The organism is Paraburkholderia sp. BR10141 (genome assembly GCF_056155635.1).
In genome coordinates, this window is the sequence record NZ_JBMIQH010000010.1 from 12,593 (window position 1) to 29,406 (window position 16,814).

Here is a 16,814-nt window from a genome sequence, read left to right on the forward strand (position 1 = left end):
ATGCCCGAATCGAGCGACGAATCCGCAAAAGCTCAGTGCTTGACTCAATTGAAAAAGGAGCAGTTCATGGAGCACACCGAAACAACCACACGACCGGCCGAGACATCGACGCAAGCGTCGGATTTTGCGCCGCTGCCGGTTGCGCATGTCTATCGCGGCCGTATGATCACCGGAAACGCGATCAAGCACGTATCGCGAGATCTCGGTCAGGGTTTCTGCACGCCCAGAATCGAACTCGATGATCTCGTCTGGCCGCGTGCGGAGTCGGGTCCTGCGTTCGATGTGCCTGTCGCGCAGATTATTGATTTTCTCGTCGAGCTCGGTCCCCGCCTGCATCTCGACGTCAATCCGCTCATGCAGGCCGCACTCGAATCGATGATCAAGGTTAGTCCCCTGGGACGCCGGATCCTCGAAAACTGCTATCGGGACATACCTAACCTGTTTTTGCGCGAGGTAATCGAAGACGAGTTGCGTGTGAGCCTTGGCGACGCGAGGCTCGTCGACGGCTGGGTAGAACGCACGCTGCGCGGCCGCCCTAGCCGTCTGCGCGCCTTCCCGCCGAGGCTCGTTCATATTCTGGCGGGCAACTCACCGATGGTCGCGGCTATGACCGTCATGCGCGCCGCGCTGACGAAAGGTGTGCATCTGCTCAAGCTGCCGTCGAACGACCTGTTTACGGCCACCGCGATTCTGCGCACGATGGCTGAAATCGATCCGAACCATCCCGTCACGCAGTCCTTTTCCGCTGCCTACTGGCGCGGAGGCGACGAGAACGTCGAGTCCATTCTTTATCGCCCGCAGTACTTCGACAAGATCGTCGTTTGGGGCGGCGAGAGCGCGGTACGCCACGTCATGCGCTACGCCGGGCCGGGTCTGGAACTGGTTGCTTTTGATCCCAAGGTGTCGATCTCCCTGATCGGCCGCGAGGCCTTCAGCTCCAACGAGGTTCTGCGCGAGGTCGCGCGTGCGGGCGCCGCCGATGTGCTGTCGTTCAACCAGGATGCGTGCAACGCAAGCCGCTATCAGTTCATCGAAGGCGACGAAGACGACGCCGACCGCTACTGCGAGCAACTCGCGCTCGCACTCGGCGAGGACTACCGTTATGGCGATGGCCAGGGTCCGCTGGTGCCGAGCGACATTCGCGAAGCCGTCGACGTGCTGCGTGAAATGGAGCCGCTTTATCGCGTGTTCGGTGGCTACGACGGCAAGGGTCTCGTCGTGCGCTCGGACGAAATGGTTGACTTCCATCCGATCTGCAAGACAGTCAACGTCATTCCCGTGGGCAGCTTGTGCGACGGAGCGCGCTACGCGACTGTCGCGACGCAGACCGTCGGTATCTATCCGCCGCATCGGGTAATCGAGGTGCGCGACGCCCTTGCGTGCGCAGGCGTGCAGCGCATGGTCGTTTTGGGCGAATCGATTTCGGATGGCGTTGGCGGCTACCCCCATGACGGCATGTTTCCGATCCACCGATTCATGAAATGGATCTCGGAGGAATCGGGTCCGAACCAGCAGGAGACGCGATAATGCATGCCCTTTCCTCCCTCCTGCAATTCACGGATCTGCAGGACCCCTTTCGCAACGCGCCCGAGAACCTCCATACCGTGCAGCTGCAAGCCGTACGGGAGCGCTTCGCGCAGCGCCGTCAACAAATTCGCATTCTCGACAAACGGGCCAGCGAAGCCGGCGTCACGGAACTTCGCACGCTGGACGACGCTGTTCCGCTGTTATTCGCGGACGCCGTCTACAAGAGCTATCCCGATTCGTTCATCGAAAACGGCAAATGGCGTCACCTCACAGCATGGCTTCAGACCCTTACGACGAACAGGATCGATGGGCTCGACTACAGTAAGGTCGCCAATCTCGACGACTGGATCAACGAGTTGCGCCGCAACGGCCACTATGTGATGAGTTCGAGCGGCACCTCGGGGAAGCAGTCATTCATCTACCAGAGTGAAACCGACCGTGAGCTCGGCTGGCGCCTGCTCGACCAGGGTATTCGCTGGGCGGCAAGCGCCATGCGCGATCGGTCGCGCCGTTATCCCGCGTACCTTTTGACGCCCTCTTCCGGGTCCTACACCGGCACCGAGCGCATGGCGAAGTTCGCCGAGTCGATTGCGCTGCCTGGCGACATTCACTACATGTCGGACGTGCCACAAAGCGCCGCCCAGACCACACGCATGGCGCGCATGCGTCGAGCGATTGCGGACGGCACCGCGTTGCCCAGCGAAATCGAAGCCTTCCAGAACGAAAATCGTGAACGCACCGAGCGTGTGCAAGCCGACTTCCGGCACTTCATCGACGAGTTGCTCGAGCGGCGCCACGAACCGATGTTCATCATGGGCATGATGGGCATGCTCTACCAGATCGTAGCCACGGCGCGCGAACGAGGCATTCCCGACGGCGACTTCCACCCCGACACGATCATCAGTATCGGCGGCGGCAAGAAGGGTGCAAATTTGCCGGGAGATTTCCAGCAGCAGTGCGAACGCTTCTTCAATTTCAACGCGACCAATTTCAACGATGGATACGGCATGGGCGAAGTATCGGGGTTCTGCCCGTGGTTCCATGAAGCGAAGGCGTGGACGGTACCGCCGTGGCTCGTTCCGCTAGTGCTCGATTCCACCGGCGAGCAGTTGCTGAATCCGCGTGACGGAAAAGGTGTCGTCGAAGGACGGCTTGCGATGATCGATCTGCTCGCCGACGGCCGCTGGGGCGGTGTCATCAGCGGGGACAAGGTCACCGTGGAGTTCGGCCATGGCATCGACGGCGTGCGAACGCCCATCATACGCGACGTGGTGCGCTACAAGGATCTGCCCGGCGGCGACGACAAGCTTTCGTGTGCCGGAACGATCGACGCCTATGTCCGCGGAGAAATTGCGGATATGACCGAAGCCCGTGTTCCCAATTGAGGCAATTCTTTTCAATATTACGTAGACCTACTCCACAATGACTGAGCAAACGACAAATCCGCCCGTGTGGTTCATCACGGGAGTCTCGTCCGGCTTCGGCCGGTCCCTGGCGGAAGCGGTCCTCGCACGCGGTGACAAGGTGGTGGGCACCGTGCGTAACGACACGCAGATAGCGCCGTTCGAGAATCTCGCGCCCGGGCGCGCCTACGGCGTGTTGCTCGACGTCACCGACGCCGCTTCGGTGCCCCGCGCCGTCGAGCAGGCCATTGGCCGGGCGGGCGCCATCGACGTTCTCGTGAACAATGCCGGCTACGGTCTGTTCGGCGCATTCGAAGAGGTTTCCGACAAGGAAGCGCGTCAGCTCTTCGATACCAACGTGTTCGGCACGGTCAACGTGATCCGCGCCGCACTGCCCCATTTTCGCGAGCGAAAGCGCGGGCATATCGTGAACTTTTCCTCGGTGGCCGGAGTGATCGGCATCGCGGGTTGCAGTTTCTATTGCGCGTCGAAACACGCGATCGAAGGGCTGTCCGAATCGCTCGCGCGAGAACTGAAGCCGTTTGGAATTCACGTGACCATCGTCGAACCCGGCGGTTTTCGCACGAATTTCGCGGGTGGCTCGCTGAAATGGAGCGAGATCGAATCGCCTGCCTACGCTGAAACGGTGGGCAAGATGCGCCAGATGATGGGTGGCTACCACGGCACGCAGGCGGGAGATCCAGCCAAGGCCGCCGCCGCCGTCGTGCGCGCGGTGTCTGCGGAGAACCCGCCGTTGCGGTTGGCGCTCGGCCCGGATGCCGTCGACGTCGTCCGAAAGAAGCTCGCGTCCGTACAGGACAATCTTGAAGCGTGGCTCGACGTGTCGAGTTCCACTGACTTTGATCGCTAACGCTGCAGAAGCTCGTTGCCTGGGAGACGACATGTCCGCACTGGACTCATTTTATGCAATGCTTCGCGATAACGCCGATCCGTTCCGCAATCACCCTGAGAACCTTCGCGAGCTTCAACTCGCCGCCATGAAGGAGCGTTTCGCCGGGCGCCGCAACCAGATCAGGCTGCTGCGCCGCCGCGCGGACGATCTGGGCGTTGAAACCATCAACCGCCATGAGGACATGGTTCCTCTCCTGTTCGCGCATCAGATTTACAAGAGCTACCCCGAGCAATTCATCGACAACGGCCGCTGGAAGCATCTGGCGGCCTGGCTGCAGACGCTTTCCAGCACCCCGGTGAGCGAAGTGGATATGACGGGCGTGGAAGACGTCGACGCGTGGATGGGCCGGTTGCGCGAAGCGGGACACTACGTGTTCAGCTCGAGCGGCACATCAGGGAAATGCAGCTTCATCAACCAGACGCAAGCCGATCTCGAGAACGTCACCGAGTCGTGTGTGAAACTCGGCATTCACGGTAACGAACTGATCCGCCGAGATTTCGGCAAGCGCCCGGTATTCCTGATGATGCCGCCTGCCGGCGCGCATCGTCACATTGAACCGGTACTCGGCGCTGCGAAACGACTTGGCGCCGAAAGCACGCTGATGTTCGACGAACCGGTGCTTGCTTCCGCCACGATCTCGATGGGCCGCATGCGTCGTGCAATCGCCGACGGCTCCGCCAAACCCAGTGAAGTCGCGGCTTTTCAGGAACATGCGGTGGCGCGCCAGCGCCATACTGGCGCGATGATCGACAGATTTCTCGACAAGCTGGTCACACAGCGCGACGTCCCCGTTCTCGTACAGGGCAACTGGTCGCTACACTGGACGCTCGTTGAGCGCGCCCGCCAGCGCGGCATCGCCGATGGAATCTGCCACCCCGACACGGTGATCACGACCGGCGGCGGATTGAAGGGCACCTCGGCACCCACCGACTATCGGGAGCAGATCATACGCTTCTATGGCATTCGCCCGGAGAACGTCCAGAACAGCTATGGCATGTCCGAAATGATCGGGACCGGCCCCTGGTCGGAGGTGGCACAGGGCTACGCAATCTGCCCCTGGATCGTTCCGTTCGTGCTCGACAAAGCCGGTGAGCAACTACTGAATCCGTCGGATGGGCGCGGCATTGCCGAGGGCCGTTTCGCGTTTTTCGACCTGCTTGCCGAGGGATACTGGGGCGGCTTCATCACTGGCGACAAAGTCACGGTGGACTTCTCGCCGGCGGGGAACACCGACGGCCTCCAGGGACCACTGGTCAGGCGGGTCGGACGCTATGCCGACCTCGAAGAGGGCGAAGACAAGCTCTCTTGCGCGGGCACGATGGAGTCGTATGTGCGTGGGATGATCAACGTTTGATTTCGGCCGCGAGCAACTGCGGGGCCCAGGGGGCCAGTATTGGCACCCTCTGGCGCTCGTGAGTATACTGATGCCCTAATTCCGTCATCAAAAGCTCAACGATGTCCAAACCTATGGCAGTTCAGGCTCCCGACGGAGCCTCGCGGCTCGCTGCGGCGGGCAAACCTCGAACGGCCGGCCGGCCCACCCACGACGACGCGGTCCAGCTGCGCGAGCGCCTGCTCGACGCCGCCAAAACGGTCTTCATGAGGGAAGGTTTCGGTGCCGCCAGGGTCGATGAAATCGCATCACTGGCCGGCGTCAGCAAAACTACCGTTTACCGCCAGTTCGGCACGAAGGAAGAGCTTTTTCGCTCTATCGTCTGGCGCGGCATGTCCGACCTGCGCGGCAAGATCGATCAGCACCTGGTGCCCGGCCGCGATTTTTCGACCAGCCTGGCATCCCTGATCGATGCGCTCGTCGAACACATGGCGATACCGGACAGCATTCACACTTCACGCATGGTCATTGGCGAGGCGATACGTTTTCCGGATGTCGCAAGGCAGTTTCTGCAGTTCGTGGTGACGATGCTGGAGCCGCTTACGGCCGTTCTGGAAGCGGCAGCGGCCAATGGAATGATCGACATCGACGATCCTGCGAACGCGGCACGTGATCTCCTCACGCTGGTCACTGGGGCCCCCGAAGTGCACCTTGCGATCCAGACTACGCGCGCTGAACGCAAGCGTAGGGCCGAGAGGATTCATCGGATCCTGTTGACCGCCTGGAAGTATCGCGCAACGCTCGATAAGGCTCGGGCGAGAGCAATGCAGTAACGTTCGCCGCGCGCCTGCCTCGCCCGCAGACTAGCCGCCGACTTCCCCCATCACCTGAAACTGCCCGGATGCCTGGGCAATGCACTTCGCATTGGCCCAGATCCGGCAGTCCGAGAAAATCACCCGTTTCCCAGAACGCAGAACGTCGACATGGGCTTCCACCCAGTCGCCCGGTTCAGCGTTGCCCATGAAGTTGACCGTCAGGCCCGTCGTCAACACCCTTACGGCCGGTTGACGGGAATACTTGCTCGCCCACGTAATGGCCGTATCCGCCAGCATGCAAACGGCGCCGCCGTGCATCATCTGGCCGAGATTCCGATGCGCTTCGCGCACGTACATACCGACGACGTGTCCACGCTCGCTCTTGCGAAAATAAGTAGGACCGAACATCTGATGGAAGGGGCCAAACTCCGGCATCAATGCAAAGCCCTCCGGAATGGGCTTTTCTTCGCTCTCTTCAAGCGCCTCTACCGCCAATGCGTGTGCGTGTTCCAATGCCACCCTCCTCTTCGCGCCGTAGGTGACCGGCACCAATAAATGCTTTTTCATGGGCGAGACATAGCGTATCATTATTCGCACGCAAGTCAATTATATGAATGAATATGGACATCGGATCGCTCTTTACGCCGCTCGTGGTTCGAGGCGTCACGCTTGCCAACCGCATCGTCATGTCACCCATGACTCGCGGCTTTTCGCCCAATGGACTGCCCGGCAGTGACGTTGCCGCCTACTACAAGCGGCGCGCGCAGGGCGAGACTGGCCTTATCATCACGGAAGGTGTCGGTGTCGATCATCCGGCGGCCCTGGGCGAAGCCGGACTCGGCGAGAATTCGATTCCCGTACTCGCCGGAGCAGAATCGGTTGCCGCGTGGCGGCGAGTGACGAATGAAGTTCATGCGAGCGGCGGCGTCATCTTTCCGCAACTGTGGCACATGGGACCGATGAAAGAGGCGAACACAGGGCCCTTCCCCGCCGCCGCGCCACTACGGCCATCGGGGCTCTGGGGGCCGTCCGGACGCACGACTTCTCTCAACGCGGGCTACATGGAGCGGGTGAGGCCACCAACGCACCCAATGACCGACACCGAGATCGCGGACGTCATCGCCGCCTACGGTCGAAGCGCGTCGTTTGCGAAGACCGCCGGATTCGACGGCATTGCCATCCACGGAGGGCACGGCTATCTGATCGATGCGTTCCTTTGGGCCGAGACCAATCAACGCACGGACAAATGGGGTAAGGATCTCGTGGCGCGCAGCCGCTTTGCCGCCGAAGTCGTGCGCGCGATACGCGAAGCGATCGGCGATACGATGCCGATTACATTCCGCTTTTCACAGTGGAAACAGCAGGATTTCCGTGCGCGCCTCGCCAACGATCCGCACGAACTCGAACAGATCCTCGCACCGCTCGCAGATGCTGGCGTCGACATCTTCGAGGCGAGTACGCGTTATTTCAATCGCGCGGAATTCCCGGGCTCGGAGATGAATCTCGCAGGCTGGGTAAAGAAAGTGACCGGCCGGTATGCTATGGCGGTGGGCGGAATCGGTATTAATAAGGGTTACTACGATTCCATGGCCGGAGCCGAAACATCGGTGCAACCCGACCTGACACCACTGCTGGATCGTTTCTCGCGCAACGAGTTTGACCTTGTTGGCGTAGGACGTTCGCTTCTGCACGACCCGAACTGGGCCCGGCGTGCCCGCCTTGGCGAGCCGTTTCTCGGATTCAGCAACGATTCGCTCGCGCGCCTTACCTGAAACCCAGTTTTGCAGTTGACGCCCCTGTATCAGGCGTCAACTGCTGTTGGTGGCCTGTTAATCTTCAGGTGCGCCCAGTAACCGGAATCAATGCACCGGTTACCCCCGACGCCGCTTCGGAAGCGAGAAAAAGAATCACGTTCGCGATTTCCTCGGGCCGTACCCAACGTGAAAAGTCTGCATCGGGCATGTCGTTGCGGTTTTGCGGCGTGTCGATAATACCCGGCAGGATCGCGTTCACGGTAATTGACCGATCCTTGAGCTCTTCGGCTAGCGCCTCCGTCAAACGCATTACTCCCGACTTCGACGCCGTGTACGCACCCATTCCCATACCTGCCTTCAGTGCGGCACCAGCGCCAATGTTGACAATGCGACCGCCGTGCGCGCCGACAGCAAGATAGTCCAACGCCGCTTTCGATGCCGTAGCGGCCGTCCGCACGTTCATCTGATACATCAAATCCCACGTCTCGAGGGAGCCGTCCGCCAGTGTTTCCCAGCGAAATCCGCCCGCTATGTTGACGAGGGCATCGAGCTTGCCAAGTTGCTCGACAGTCGCCGAAAACGCCGCGCGCGCCGCGTCCAGGTCAGTGAGTTCCACGCCGCCTCGCCACCAGGAGGCGTGTAGCTGCTCCGCGCTCGCGCCCTCCGGCGCGGGCGCCTTGTCGATCAGCGCGACCTTCCAGCCATTGTCGGCAAATACCCGGCCCACCGCGCGTCCCAATGTGCCGAAGCCACCGGTTACCACCACTACCCGTTGCATGTCCGATCACTCCCTCGCCGCTTCGGCGTGAAAAATCAACGTCCCTTGAAAACCGGCTCACGTTTCTCGCGAAACGCGTTGACCGCTTCCTGGTGGTCTTCAGTCAAATTCGACAGCGCCTCGTAGGCGATCGACGCATCGAGAATCGAATGCGCGAGCTGCTTGAGTCCGATGTTGATTGAAGCCTTGGTCCATTGAATCGCACGCGCGGCTCCGTTTGCCAGCCGCTTCGCCATGGCATCGACAACGGCATCGAGTTCGTCAGCCGGCACGGCGTGGTTGATGAGCCCCAGACGCGCCGCCTCTTCCGCGGTGAGGAGGTCACCCGTCAGGAGGTATTCCTTGGCCTTCGCGTAGCCGACGAGCTGCGGCCAGATCACCGCGCCGCCATCGCCCGCTACGAAGCCGACTTTCACGTGCGGATCGCCGATCTTCGCGTGATTGGCCGCGTAGCTCAGATCCGAGAACAACGCGATCGTCGCGCCCAGACCAATTGCATGACCATTGATCTTCGCGATGACCGGCTTCGGACAATCGAGCATCGAGAAGACGATTTTTTTGGCGCGCTGCATGCCTTCCAGAAACAACGCCGGGTTGTCGATGACCTGCTGCATGTGCTCGATATCACCGCCCGCGCTGAATGCGCGCCCAGCGCCCGTCAACACGACAACACGGGTCTCGCCGTCCTCCGCGACATCGAGAAAGAGCCGCGACATCTCAATGTCCATTTGCTCGTCAAACGCATTCAGCGTTTCGGGGCGGTTGAGCGTGACGGTCAGGACGCCGCCGTCGCGTTCGAGCAATAACGCCTTATAGTCCGAAATATTCATGGCTTACCTGTTCACAAAGAAGAGACAGCGCGGGACGACGGGTCGCGCCGCCGCGCAAACGCCGGATGCGATTCCCGCTGCACCGGCGCCCCGCGCGACTTCGATTACACCTGCAGCGGAATGAACCTGCGACCGTTGTCGTACATGATCTTGCGCGTGTCTTCTTCGGCAAGCCCATTGAGCGCTTCCGCAGCGAAGTCTTTCGGCTCCGGCACGCCTTCCGCGTGCGGATAGTCGGAGCCCATCAACAGAAAGTCCGACGATCCGGTTTGCGCGATGATCTGGCCGATGTCGTCCTCGGGATACGCGACCACAAACACGTTTTCCTTGAAGATCTGGCTCGGGCGCTTCTTTAGTTGACCGCACGGCCAGTAACCATTCTTCGCCATGCCCCGGCACTTGTCCATTTTCACGAGCAGCGACGGCACCCATTCGGCACCGTTTTCCGCGCTGCACAGCTTGACGCGCGGGAAACGCTCGAAGAAATTGTAGAAGATGAACGACGACAGCGTTTCCATCACCGGACGCTCGCCGTAACCGTGCATCCAGACAAAGGCGGTTTGACGCTGGCGCGACTGCTGCACCGGCTCGCCCCACACCGCCATGTGATCCTTCATGTAGATCGCTTCCGACACGTGGAACGTGACACGCACGCCCGCTTCGTTGAGGATCGACCAGAACGGATCGAAATACGGGTCCGCCGGCGCACGGCCATTGAACGGCCCCATCGGCATCAGGATTACGCGGACGCCGTTCGCGACCAGCCATTTTGCCTCGGCGACGGCGGCGTCGAGATCGTCGAGCGTGACGACCGGCGTCGTGTAGATCCGGTCCTTGTAGTTGAAGCCCCAGTCGTCGAGCATCCACTGGTTATACGCATGCAACACGGCATTTGCGGCGGCAGGCTCGTTGAGGTACGAAATGCACGCGACCATTTCGCCGATGTACATCGTGCAGGCTTCCACGCCGAATTCGTCCATCTTCTTCAGGCGGGCGTCGCGATTGAACATGTCCGGCGTCGGGGCGACACGCATGTCGACGTTGTCCTTGCCGTCCTTCATCGCGCGCAGCCATTCATGCAGCTTGCCCGGCGGCGGCACGTGCCCCTCGGCCGAGGTGTAGCCTTCGCTGATTTCCACCTTGCGGTCGCCGACATACATGCAGCGGTTGCCGTCGGCCGTGACACGGCTGGTGAACGACCAGTCCTTCTTGAACTTCTCGGGCAAGTGGCGGCTGTATGCGTCCTCGACTTCGTAGAAGTGCGTGTCCGCGTCGTAGATCTTCCCTTGGTACGCTTGCATGAACTCTCTCCTGATTGTGGGGGAGCGCTGCTCAACGTGCGCCCTTGAGAGAAGTATCGGCTCAAGCCATCAGCCCAAAAACTCTCATATCGAACACAGAAACGTCGATATCGAATTGATATCGATCGGCGCCCTCGCGATTTCCGAAGCTCGCACATGGCATCCTCCGGAAAACATCAATACGAACATCGTTCGCATATGAGTATACTCGAAACGATACATACAACCGGAGACGCTCATGCAAGTTGAAGTCCTCTCGCAGCAGGCACACCGAGCACAACCCGTAGCCGGTCCGCCGCGCGGGTTCACGATGGCGATCCTGCTGGCCGCAGTGGCCGCCTCGTCGGGAATCACCGTTATCTATACGGTGCTGGTCACACTCTACAAAGCCTTTCCCGCTTCGAACTCCGTGAGCTGGACGGTTACCGCATACTGGCTCGGCTCGGCCGTCTTTGCCGCGGTGAGCGGGCGGCTCGGTGACCTGCTGGGCTACCGTCGCATCCTGCTCGTGGTGATGTCGGTCGCTGCCGCCGGCGCGGTCGTCGCCGCCTGTGCAACCCATGTCGGCATGCTCGTCGCCGGGTGCGCGATGCAATCGATCGCGGCAGGCATTACACCGCTCTCCATCGGCCTGGTCCGCGAGAACCTGCCGCCAGCGAGGCTGCCTGGCGCGGTGGGCCTGATCAGTGCTGCAGGCATGGTATCCGCGGGGCTGGTCTACATTTGTGCGGGCGTCGTCGTGGATCACTATTCCTGGCAAGGCGGCTTTTGGTTCAAAGTCGCGCTTTGCATCGTGGCAGTCGCTGCCGTACGCGCGTGGACGCCGCCGTCGCCACAGCATCCCAGCGTCCGGATCGACTACCTTCGAGGCCTTGCGTTCGCTCCAGCACTTTGCGCGATCCTCTTCGCGGTGCAACAGATCCACGCGTGGGGGCTCGGCGATGCGCGGCTTTGGGGTTTGATCGGCGGCGGCATGGTCGTGCTGGGACTATGGGCGCGGCATCAGCTCAAGGCGCGTCATCCGCTCATCAACGTGCGTCTGCTGAAGACGCGCGAGGTCGTCCTGGCGAATGCCTGCATGGCATTCCTCGCGGCAGGCGCCATGCAACTGGGACAGGTTTTCTCGCTGCTCGCCCAGCAGCCTGCCGGCACGCACGCTGGATTCGGACTGAGTGCAACAGCAGCCGGATTACTGATGTTCAGCGTCAACATCGTCGCGATGGTCGCGAGCCCGTGGAGCGGCCGCGTTGCGGCCCGCTACAAGGCGCGTCGCGCCGCCTTGATCGGCATGGCCATCCTGGCCTTTGCCTGGGCCTCACTGATCGCGCTTCATCGCAGCCTGCTGATCTTCGTTCCAGGCGCGGTCCTGTGCTCGTTCGGGCTCGCCTTCGCGAGCACGGCGCTGTACAACCAGATCGTGGAAACGACGCCTGCGCATCAGACAGGCGAGGCAACGGGCATGCTCTACGTCTTCTTCTCGTGCTTCTTCGCGGTAGGCGCCCAGGTGGTATTCGTGCTGTTACGCGGCGCGACGGGGGGACATGACGGTGCGTCGTTTCCCGCCGACAGTGGCTATGTTTCGGTGTTCGTCTACATCGCCTGCAGTTCGATTGCCGGACTGCTGATCGCTTGCATGCTGCCGAAGCGTCACGCCCGTTGATCGTCGTTGCGAACGACCTGTTACACGCCGGTCCGACGCTTCTTCAAATTCGCCATGCGTGCCGAACATTGAAGCATGTGCTTCAATGCTCGGCACGCTGGCCGGTCACTCATCTTCGGCTTGACCCAATGCAGACGCACGCTGCGCCACCCTGATCATGTTCTGCTCGAGTTGCGGGCGTTCGCGATCGAAACGCTCGAGCGGCGCACCAATCGCCATCGCCGCAATCACGTTACCGTTCGGCCCGAAGATCGGTGACGACACACCCGCGGAGTCCGGCAGCAATTCGCCGCGGCTCACCGACAAACCGGTTTCGAGGATGTGATCGAGTTCGTCACGCAGCGCCTTCTTCGTCGCGACGGTTTGCGGCGTACGGCGCTCGAACTTGACCGTCTTCATGTAGTCGGTGACGAAAGCCTCCGGCGCATGAGCCAGCAGCACGCGCCCCGCAGCCGTGCAATAGAGCGGACGGCGCAATCCGATGTGCATCGAATAGCGCACGGATTGTTCGCTCTCGATCACATCGACATAGGTGATCTCCTTGTGCTCGTGATCAAGGACGCCGATATAAACGGTTTCATTGGTGCTCTTCGAGAGATCCACCAGGAACGGGCGCAGCATCTTCGAGAAATTCCACGCGGCCATCACGCCGGCGGACAAGCGGAAGATCGAAGGCCCCAGGCGATAGCGGCCTGCGTCGTGCATCAAATACCCTTCCGCCACGAGAGGCCTCAGCAGATTGAGCAGGCTGCTCTTCGGCGACTCGAGGGCAACATTCAGTTCTGCCAGCGACATCCCTTCCGGAGACTTCGCCAGCACATCGAAAATTCCGAGGAGTCGGGTCAGCGAGCGCGGCCCGCTGACATCCCGGTCCGCCGGCGCTGAGGTCTCTTTCAACATGATTTTCCCCATGAATTGACTGTATCGATTATACGGGAACTATTCACATAGTTTTACAACGATCACAATTTGGCACACTTTTGCACCGCCTGAATTCGGGAATACGCCAGGGCGCCTCCGCATTCAGGTTGAGATATAGTTGAACGGCGTTCATAAAATTGCAATGCAGGAGCAACGCTTTCCGGACCATCCACGCGGCACGCTCGCGCGTCGAACTGCAGCATCAAACTTCACTTCTGGATCACACATGCACACGAAAAAACTGGCAGAAAAGGTCGTCATCGTGACCGGAGGCGGGCAAGGCGTTGGACTCGGCATTGCCCGCGCGCTTGCCACCCAGGGCGCGAGTCTGGTGCTGACTGGCCGCACGGAGAGCAAACTCACGCACGCTGCTGACGAATTGAGTGCCCTCGGCTCGCAAGTGCTCGTCGTGCCTGGTAACACGCGCAATCGAGCCGACGCCGTGCGCACGGTCGAACTTGCCATTGAGCGTTTCGGACGCGTGGACGCGCTTATTGACAACGCACAAAGCAGCACCCCGGGTGTGCCGCTCGAGTCCGTTACCGACGACGACTGGAGCGACACACTCGAGTCTGGCTTGTACGGCACGCTGTATTTCATGCAGGCCGTATTGCCGCACATGAAGGCACAGGGCCGCGGCGCCATCGTCAACTTCGGCTCGCGCACAGGCATCGAAGGGCTCAAGGGATTCGGCGCGTACGCCGCAACCAAGGAGGGCATTCGTGGACTTTCACGTGTTGCCGCGCGCGAATGGGGTGCCTATGGCATCACCGTCAACGTCATTTGCCCGGCAGCGCTCACGCCAGCCGCTGAAGCCTATCTCGAGGCCAATCCCCAGGAACGCACGCGCTATCTCGGTGAAATCGCTCTTGGCCGCTTCGGCGATCCTGAGCTCGATATTGGACGAACAGTTGCATTTCTGTGTAGTGACGACGCTAATTTCATAACCGGGCAGACTATCAGTGTGGACGGCGGACAGTCAATGCTTTAGTGCGTCTTTTTGAACACAGTTGCAATATATGAAACGAGAAGTTGCATTTCCCAGCGGCGCAGAGAATTTAATTGAACTAACAGTTGCATTAACTGAGATACCTCGATCCGACGGCGAGTTCGCACGAGACGCCTACCAAAACGATCGAAAGTGGTCACATATTTCTCCTCCGGCACACTTCGCGAGAGCGTGTGGAGTTTGACCTTGGCTGCGGGACACCGAGCCAAGGTTTTTTTTGCGCCGTTGTGTCAGGCGATTTTCAACGGGGGCACCGCGACGTCGAGACTCACCCGAAGCCGTAAAGCGATGAACGGATTTTTGGGCGACGGCGAAGAGGACGCTCACCACGACAGACCGAATCGGCCTGTGGAAATTGCGATCTCGATGCCGCCTTTCAAGAAAGCAATCAGTACCATTCCGATGTGAAGAACGGCAAGTGCACGTCCATCCAGTCGTATTCGCTGCGGCAGACCGCCCATGCCCACCGGGGTGACTTTCGACGGCCGTGGGCAGCGTCCGATCGTTGGTGCAGGCGCGAATGATTTGAAGCATCGCCGCCCGCTTCGAGATACCCGACTTCTACCTCGGTTGTGTCTGCGATACCGCTATTGCTATTCTCAGTCGTCATGATTCGTCCTTTAGCTACCGCTTACTCCACCGCCTTCACCATCTCCTCGATCACCTTCTTCGCGTCGCCGAACACCATCATGGTTTTATCCATGTAGAAGAGTTCGTTGTCGAGGCCCGCGTAGCCGGCCGCCATCGAGCGCTTGTTCACGATGATCGTGCGCGCCTTGTACGCCTCGATGATCGGCATGCCCGCGATCGGCGACTTCGGATCGTTCTTCGCCGCCGGGTTCACCACGTCGTTCGCGCCGAGCACCAGCACCACGTCTGTCTGGCCGAACTCGTTGTTGATGTCCTCCATTTCGAACACCATGTCGTACGGCACCTCGGCTTCCGCGAGCAGCACGTTCACGGCTTCTCGCTGAACAACGCCATGCTGATCATCGCGGGGTCGCTGGTGGGCTCTTCCGGCGCGATCCTCTCGTACATCATGTGCCACGCGATGAACCGCTCGTGTCTCCGGCGTCGCGGCCACGCGGGTTTCGTTCGCCCGGTTTGTGCGGGTATTGCAATGTGCATCAAAGAACCCATGATTGCAAAAGCGTGATACGAAACAAATCAGTTGGCTGCCAAGGGTTCGAGCCCCCCCGCAACCATCCTCGAATGTCTCGCAACGACAGTGACATTCGTTGTCCTGATTGATATGGATAGTCCGCAAGAGAGCGCAGCCCCGAAGGGCTGCGCTGCGCAAGATCGTGCTTTCTAAAGTACCTTCTTTTCGCGCAAGGTATCGATATCGGATTGCGACATACCCAGCACATCGTGCAGCACGGCGTCCGTGTGCTGCCCGAGCATCGGCGGCGCGCCGTACGAATCGATCGGCGTGCCCGACATCTTCACCGGATTGGCAACCATACGGACCGCCTCGTCGGTGAGCGGATGCGCGACTTCAACACACATCGCACGCGCCTGCACGTGGGGATCGGCGAACACTTGTTCCAGATTGTTGATCGGCCCCGCCGGCACCCCAGCCGCGTCGAGAGCCGCCAGCAGTTCATCGCTTTGCCATTCGGCGATCAGCGGTTCGAACACTTCGCCGAGCGCGCGGCGATTCTTCACTCGCAGTGCAATCTCGCTGAATCGCGGGTCGCTGGCGAGTTCGGGATGCCCGAGGACCTGGCACATCCGCGCGTATTGTTCGTTGTTGCCCGCAACGATCATGATGTCGCGATCGGCACAGCGGAACATGCGCGACGGCATGCCGCCGTTTCCCTCCGTACCGCGCCGGACCGGAACCTGCCCCGAAACGAGGTACTGGCTCGCATAGTGCGAGGTGGCGGCGATCATCGCGTCCAGCAGCGCCAGGTCGATGTACTGCCCCTCCCCACTGCCGCCTTGCGCCGCGTCGCGATGATAGAGCGCGGCGATGATCGCGGACGCCGCGTACTGTCCACAAAGGATGTCCGCGAGACTGGGCCCGGTTTTCATCGGTCCGCCGCCCGGCACGTCGTCGCCGTTGCCCGTGACGCTCATCAGACCGCCCATCGCCTGGAAAATCGAGTCATATCCGGGGCGGGGACTGTACGGCCCGGTTTGTCCGAACCCCGTTATCGAGCAGTAGATCAAGCGAGGATTGACGAGTTTGAGGCTCTCGTAGTCGAGCCCGTAGCGTTTCAGGTCGCCAACCTTATAGTTCTCGAGCAGCACGTCGCAATGCGCAGCCAGCGAGCGGATCAGCGTCTGCCCGTCGGGCGTCGAAATATCGCACGTGATCGACTTCTTGCCACGGTTCGCGCTGATAAAGAACGTCGATTCGCGCGTAACCTTGCCCTCCCGATCCATGAGAAACGGCGGGCCAAACTGCCGCGAATCGTCCCCTTTGCCCGGACGCTCGACCTTGATGACCTCCGCGCCGAGATCCGCCAGCATCTGCGCCCCCCAGGGCCCCGCGAGAATACGGCTCAGGTCGAGTACGCGAACTCCCGTCAACGCGCCTTTTGTCATATCAAACTGTCCCCTTG

Annotated in this window: 15 protein-coding genes and 2 pseudogenes; 10 read left to right on the top strand and 7 right to left on the bottom strand. The window is 60.7% G+C overall.

Annotation, left to right across the window (positions count from 1 at the left end):
* The first annotated feature begins 66 nt into the window (after positions 1 to 66).
* The 5 genes from ACOJB8_RS15820 to ACOJB8_RS15840 all read left to right on the top strand — a co-directional run bounded on the left by ACOJB8_RS15820 (position 67) and on the right by ACOJB8_RS15840 (position 6,009).
* Positions 67 to 1,527: an acyl-CoA reductase gene (locus ACOJB8_RS15820; RefSeq protein WP_475013312.1), complete on the top strand. Its 1,461-nt coding sequence runs from the start codon at positions 67 to 69 to the stop codon at positions 1,525 to 1,527.
* Positions 1,527 to 2,912, top strand: a complete 1,386-nt coding sequence (locus tag ACOJB8_RS15825; protein WP_475013313.1) for a hypothetical protein — start codon at positions 1,527 to 1,529, stop codon at positions 2,910 to 2,912. The genes ACOJB8_RS15820 and ACOJB8_RS15825 overlap by 1 nt, the downstream gene beginning before the upstream one ends.
* A 37-nt stretch (positions 2,913 to 2,949) precedes the next feature.
* Positions 2,950 to 3,801, top strand: coding sequence for an oxidoreductase (locus ACOJB8_RS15830; RefSeq protein ID WP_368617232.1), 852 nt, complete (start codon positions 2,950 to 2,952; stop codon positions 3,799 to 3,801).
* The gene (locus tag ACOJB8_RS15835; protein ID WP_368602312.1) at positions 3,755 to 5,197 is read left to right on the top strand and encodes a hypothetical protein; all 1,443 of its coding nucleotides are present in this window, start codon (positions 3,755 to 3,757) and stop codon (positions 5,195 to 5,197) included. Before ACOJB8_RS15830 ends, ACOJB8_RS15835 begins: the two co-directional genes overlap by 47 nt.
* Before the next feature lie 113 nt (positions 5,198 to 5,310).
* Positions 5,311 to 6,009, top strand: a complete 699-nt coding sequence (locus ACOJB8_RS15840; protein WP_256095044.1) for a TetR/AcrR family transcriptional regulator — start codon at positions 5,311 to 5,313, stop codon at positions 6,007 to 6,009.
* A 30-nt stretch (positions 6,010 to 6,039) separates the two neighbouring features.
* On the opposite strand, the gene ACOJB8_RS15845 is transcribed toward ACOJB8_RS15840, so the two are convergent.
* Entirely contained in the window at positions 6,040 to 6,558 is a 519-nt protein-coding gene (locus ACOJB8_RS15845) for a PaaI family thioesterase (RefSeq protein WP_256095045.1), read from the bottom strand.
* A gap of 53 nt (positions 6,559 to 6,611) precedes the next feature.
* Here ACOJB8_RS15845 and ACOJB8_RS15850 point away from each other — a divergent pair, with 53 nt between their 5' ends.
* Positions 6,612 to 7,763, top strand: a complete 1,152-nt coding sequence (locus ACOJB8_RS15850; RefSeq protein WP_368617343.1) for an NADH:flavin oxidoreductase — start codon at positions 6,612 to 6,614, stop codon at positions 7,761 to 7,763.
* A 64-nt stretch (positions 7,764 to 7,827) separates the two neighbouring features.
* Here ACOJB8_RS15850 and ACOJB8_RS15855 read toward each other — a convergent pair whose 3' ends face one another.
* The 3 genes from ACOJB8_RS15855 to ACOJB8_RS15865 form a co-directional block, all read right to left on the bottom strand.
* Positions 7,828 to 8,523 (bottom strand): SDR family NAD(P)-dependent oxidoreductase, encoded by a 696-nt coding sequence (locus ACOJB8_RS15855; protein ID WP_342947402.1) that lies wholly within the window; start codon positions 8,521 to 8,523, stop codon positions 7,828 to 7,830.
* A gap of 35 nt (positions 8,524 to 8,558) precedes the next feature.
* On the bottom strand, positions 8,559 to 9,353 hold the full coding sequence (locus ACOJB8_RS15860; RefSeq protein WP_069268774.1) for an enoyl-CoA hydratase/isomerase family protein: 795 nt from the start codon (positions 9,351 to 9,353) through the stop codon (positions 8,559 to 8,561).
* Positions 9,354 to 9,457: 104 nt separating this feature from the next.
* Positions 9,458 to 10,654, bottom strand: a complete 1,197-nt coding sequence (locus ACOJB8_RS15865) for an amidohydrolase family protein (protein ID WP_069268775.1) — start codon at positions 10,652 to 10,654, stop codon at positions 9,458 to 9,460.
* A 238-nt stretch (positions 10,655 to 10,892) separates the two neighbouring features.
* Here ACOJB8_RS15865 and ACOJB8_RS15870 point away from each other — a divergent pair, with 238 nt between their 5' ends.
* A complete protein-coding gene (locus ACOJB8_RS15870; protein WP_475013316.1) occupies positions 10,893 to 12,314 on the top strand; it encodes an MFS transporter in 1,422 nt (473 codons plus the stop codon).
* Positions 12,315 to 12,419: 105 nt separating this feature from the next.
* Here ACOJB8_RS15870 and ACOJB8_RS15875 read toward each other — a convergent pair whose 3' ends face one another.
* Entirely contained in the window at positions 12,420 to 13,214 is a 795-nt protein-coding gene (locus ACOJB8_RS15875; RefSeq protein ID WP_368617228.1) for an IclR family transcriptional regulator, read from the bottom strand.
* 247 nt (positions 13,215 to 13,461) lie between these two features.
* On the opposite strand from ACOJB8_RS15875, the gene ACOJB8_RS15880 reads away from it, so the two are divergent.
* Both ACOJB8_RS15880 and ACOJB8_RS15885 read left to right on the top strand, forming a co-directional pair.
* Positions 13,462 to 14,226, top strand: a complete 765-nt coding sequence (locus ACOJB8_RS15880) for an SDR family NAD(P)-dependent oxidoreductase (RefSeq protein WP_406953614.1) — start codon at positions 13,462 to 13,464, stop codon at positions 14,224 to 14,226.
* Between the two features lie 150 nt (positions 14,227 to 14,376).
* Positions 14,377 to 14,652 carry a hypothetical protein gene (locus tag ACOJB8_RS15885; protein WP_475013318.1) on the top strand — a complete coding sequence of 92 codons (276 nt, stop codon included), beginning with the start codon at positions 14,377 to 14,379 and terminating at the stop codon, positions 14,650 to 14,652.
* Between the two features lie 223 nt (positions 14,653 to 14,875).
* On the opposite strand, the pseudogene ACOJB8_RS15890 reads toward ACOJB8_RS15885, so the two are convergent.
* Positions 14,876 to 15,205 (bottom strand): annotated as a pseudogene (locus tag ACOJB8_RS15890) (NAD(P)(+) transhydrogenase (Re/Si-specific) subunit beta); the annotation flags it as partial.
* Here ACOJB8_RS15890 and ACOJB8_RS15895 point away from each other — a divergent pair.
* Positions 15,206 to 15,307 (top strand): annotated as a pseudogene (locus tag ACOJB8_RS15895) (NAD(P)(+) transhydrogenase (Re/Si-specific) subunit beta); the annotation flags it as partial.
* Positions 15,308 to 15,555: 248 nt separating this feature from the next.
* Here ACOJB8_RS15895 and ACOJB8_RS15900 read toward each other — a convergent pair.
* Positions 15,556 to 16,797 carry a CaiB/BaiF CoA transferase family protein gene (locus ACOJB8_RS15900; protein WP_475013319.1) on the bottom strand — a complete coding sequence of 414 codons (1,242 nt, stop codon included), beginning with the start codon at positions 16,795 to 16,797 and terminating at the stop codon, positions 15,556 to 15,558.
* Positions 16,798 to 16,814: the final 17 nt, after the last annotated feature.

Bases quoted from the DNA above. Each gene is read 5' to 3' on its own strand.
- ACOJB8_RS15830 (WP_368617232.1), top strand. From the start codon at position 2,950: ATGACTGAGCAAACGACAAATCCGCCCGTGTGGTTCATCACGGGAGTC.
- ACOJB8_RS15875 (WP_368617228.1), bottom strand. From the start codon at position 13,214: ATGTTGAAAGAGACCTCAGCGCCGGCGGACCGGGATGTCAGCGGGCCG.
- ACOJB8_RS15855 (WP_342947402.1), bottom strand. From the start codon at position 8,523: ATGCAACGGGTAGTGGTGGTAACCGGTGGCTTCGGCACATTGGGACGC.
- ACOJB8_RS15870 (WP_475013316.1), top strand. From the start codon at position 10,893: ATGCAAGTTGAAGTCCTCTCGCAGCAGGCACACCGAGCACAACCCGTA.
- ACOJB8_RS15820 (WP_475013312.1), top strand. From the start codon at position 67: ATGGAGCACACCGAAACAACCACACGACCGGCCGAGACATCGACGCAA.
- ACOJB8_RS15845 (WP_256095045.1), bottom strand. From the start codon at position 6,558: ATGAAAAAGCATTTATTGGTGCCGGTCACCTACGGCGCGAAGAGGAGG.
- ACOJB8_RS15900 (WP_475013319.1), bottom strand. From the start codon at position 16,797: ATGACAAAAGGCGCGTTGACGGGAGTTCGCGTACTCGACCTGAGCCGT.
- ACOJB8_RS15880 (WP_406953614.1), top strand. From the start codon at position 13,462: ATGCACACGAAAAAACTGGCAGAAAAGGTCGTCATCGTGACCGGAGGC.
- ACOJB8_RS15825 (WP_475013313.1), top strand. From the start codon at position 1,527: ATGCATGCCCTTTCCTCCCTCCTGCAATTCACGGATCTGCAGGACCCC.
- ACOJB8_RS15840 (WP_256095044.1), top strand. From the start codon at position 5,311: ATGGCAGTTCAGGCTCCCGACGGAGCCTCGCGGCTCGCTGCGGCGGGC.
- ACOJB8_RS15865 (WP_069268775.1), bottom strand. From the start codon at position 10,654: ATGCAAGCGTACCAAGGGAAGATCTACGACGCGGACACGCACTTCTAC.
- ACOJB8_RS15860 (WP_069268774.1), bottom strand. From the start codon at position 9,353: ATGAATATTTCGGACTATAAGGCGTTATTGCTCGAACGCGACGGCGGC.
- ACOJB8_RS15850 (WP_368617343.1), top strand. From the start codon at position 6,612: ATGGACATCGGATCGCTCTTTACGCCGCTCGTGGTTCGAGGCGTCACG.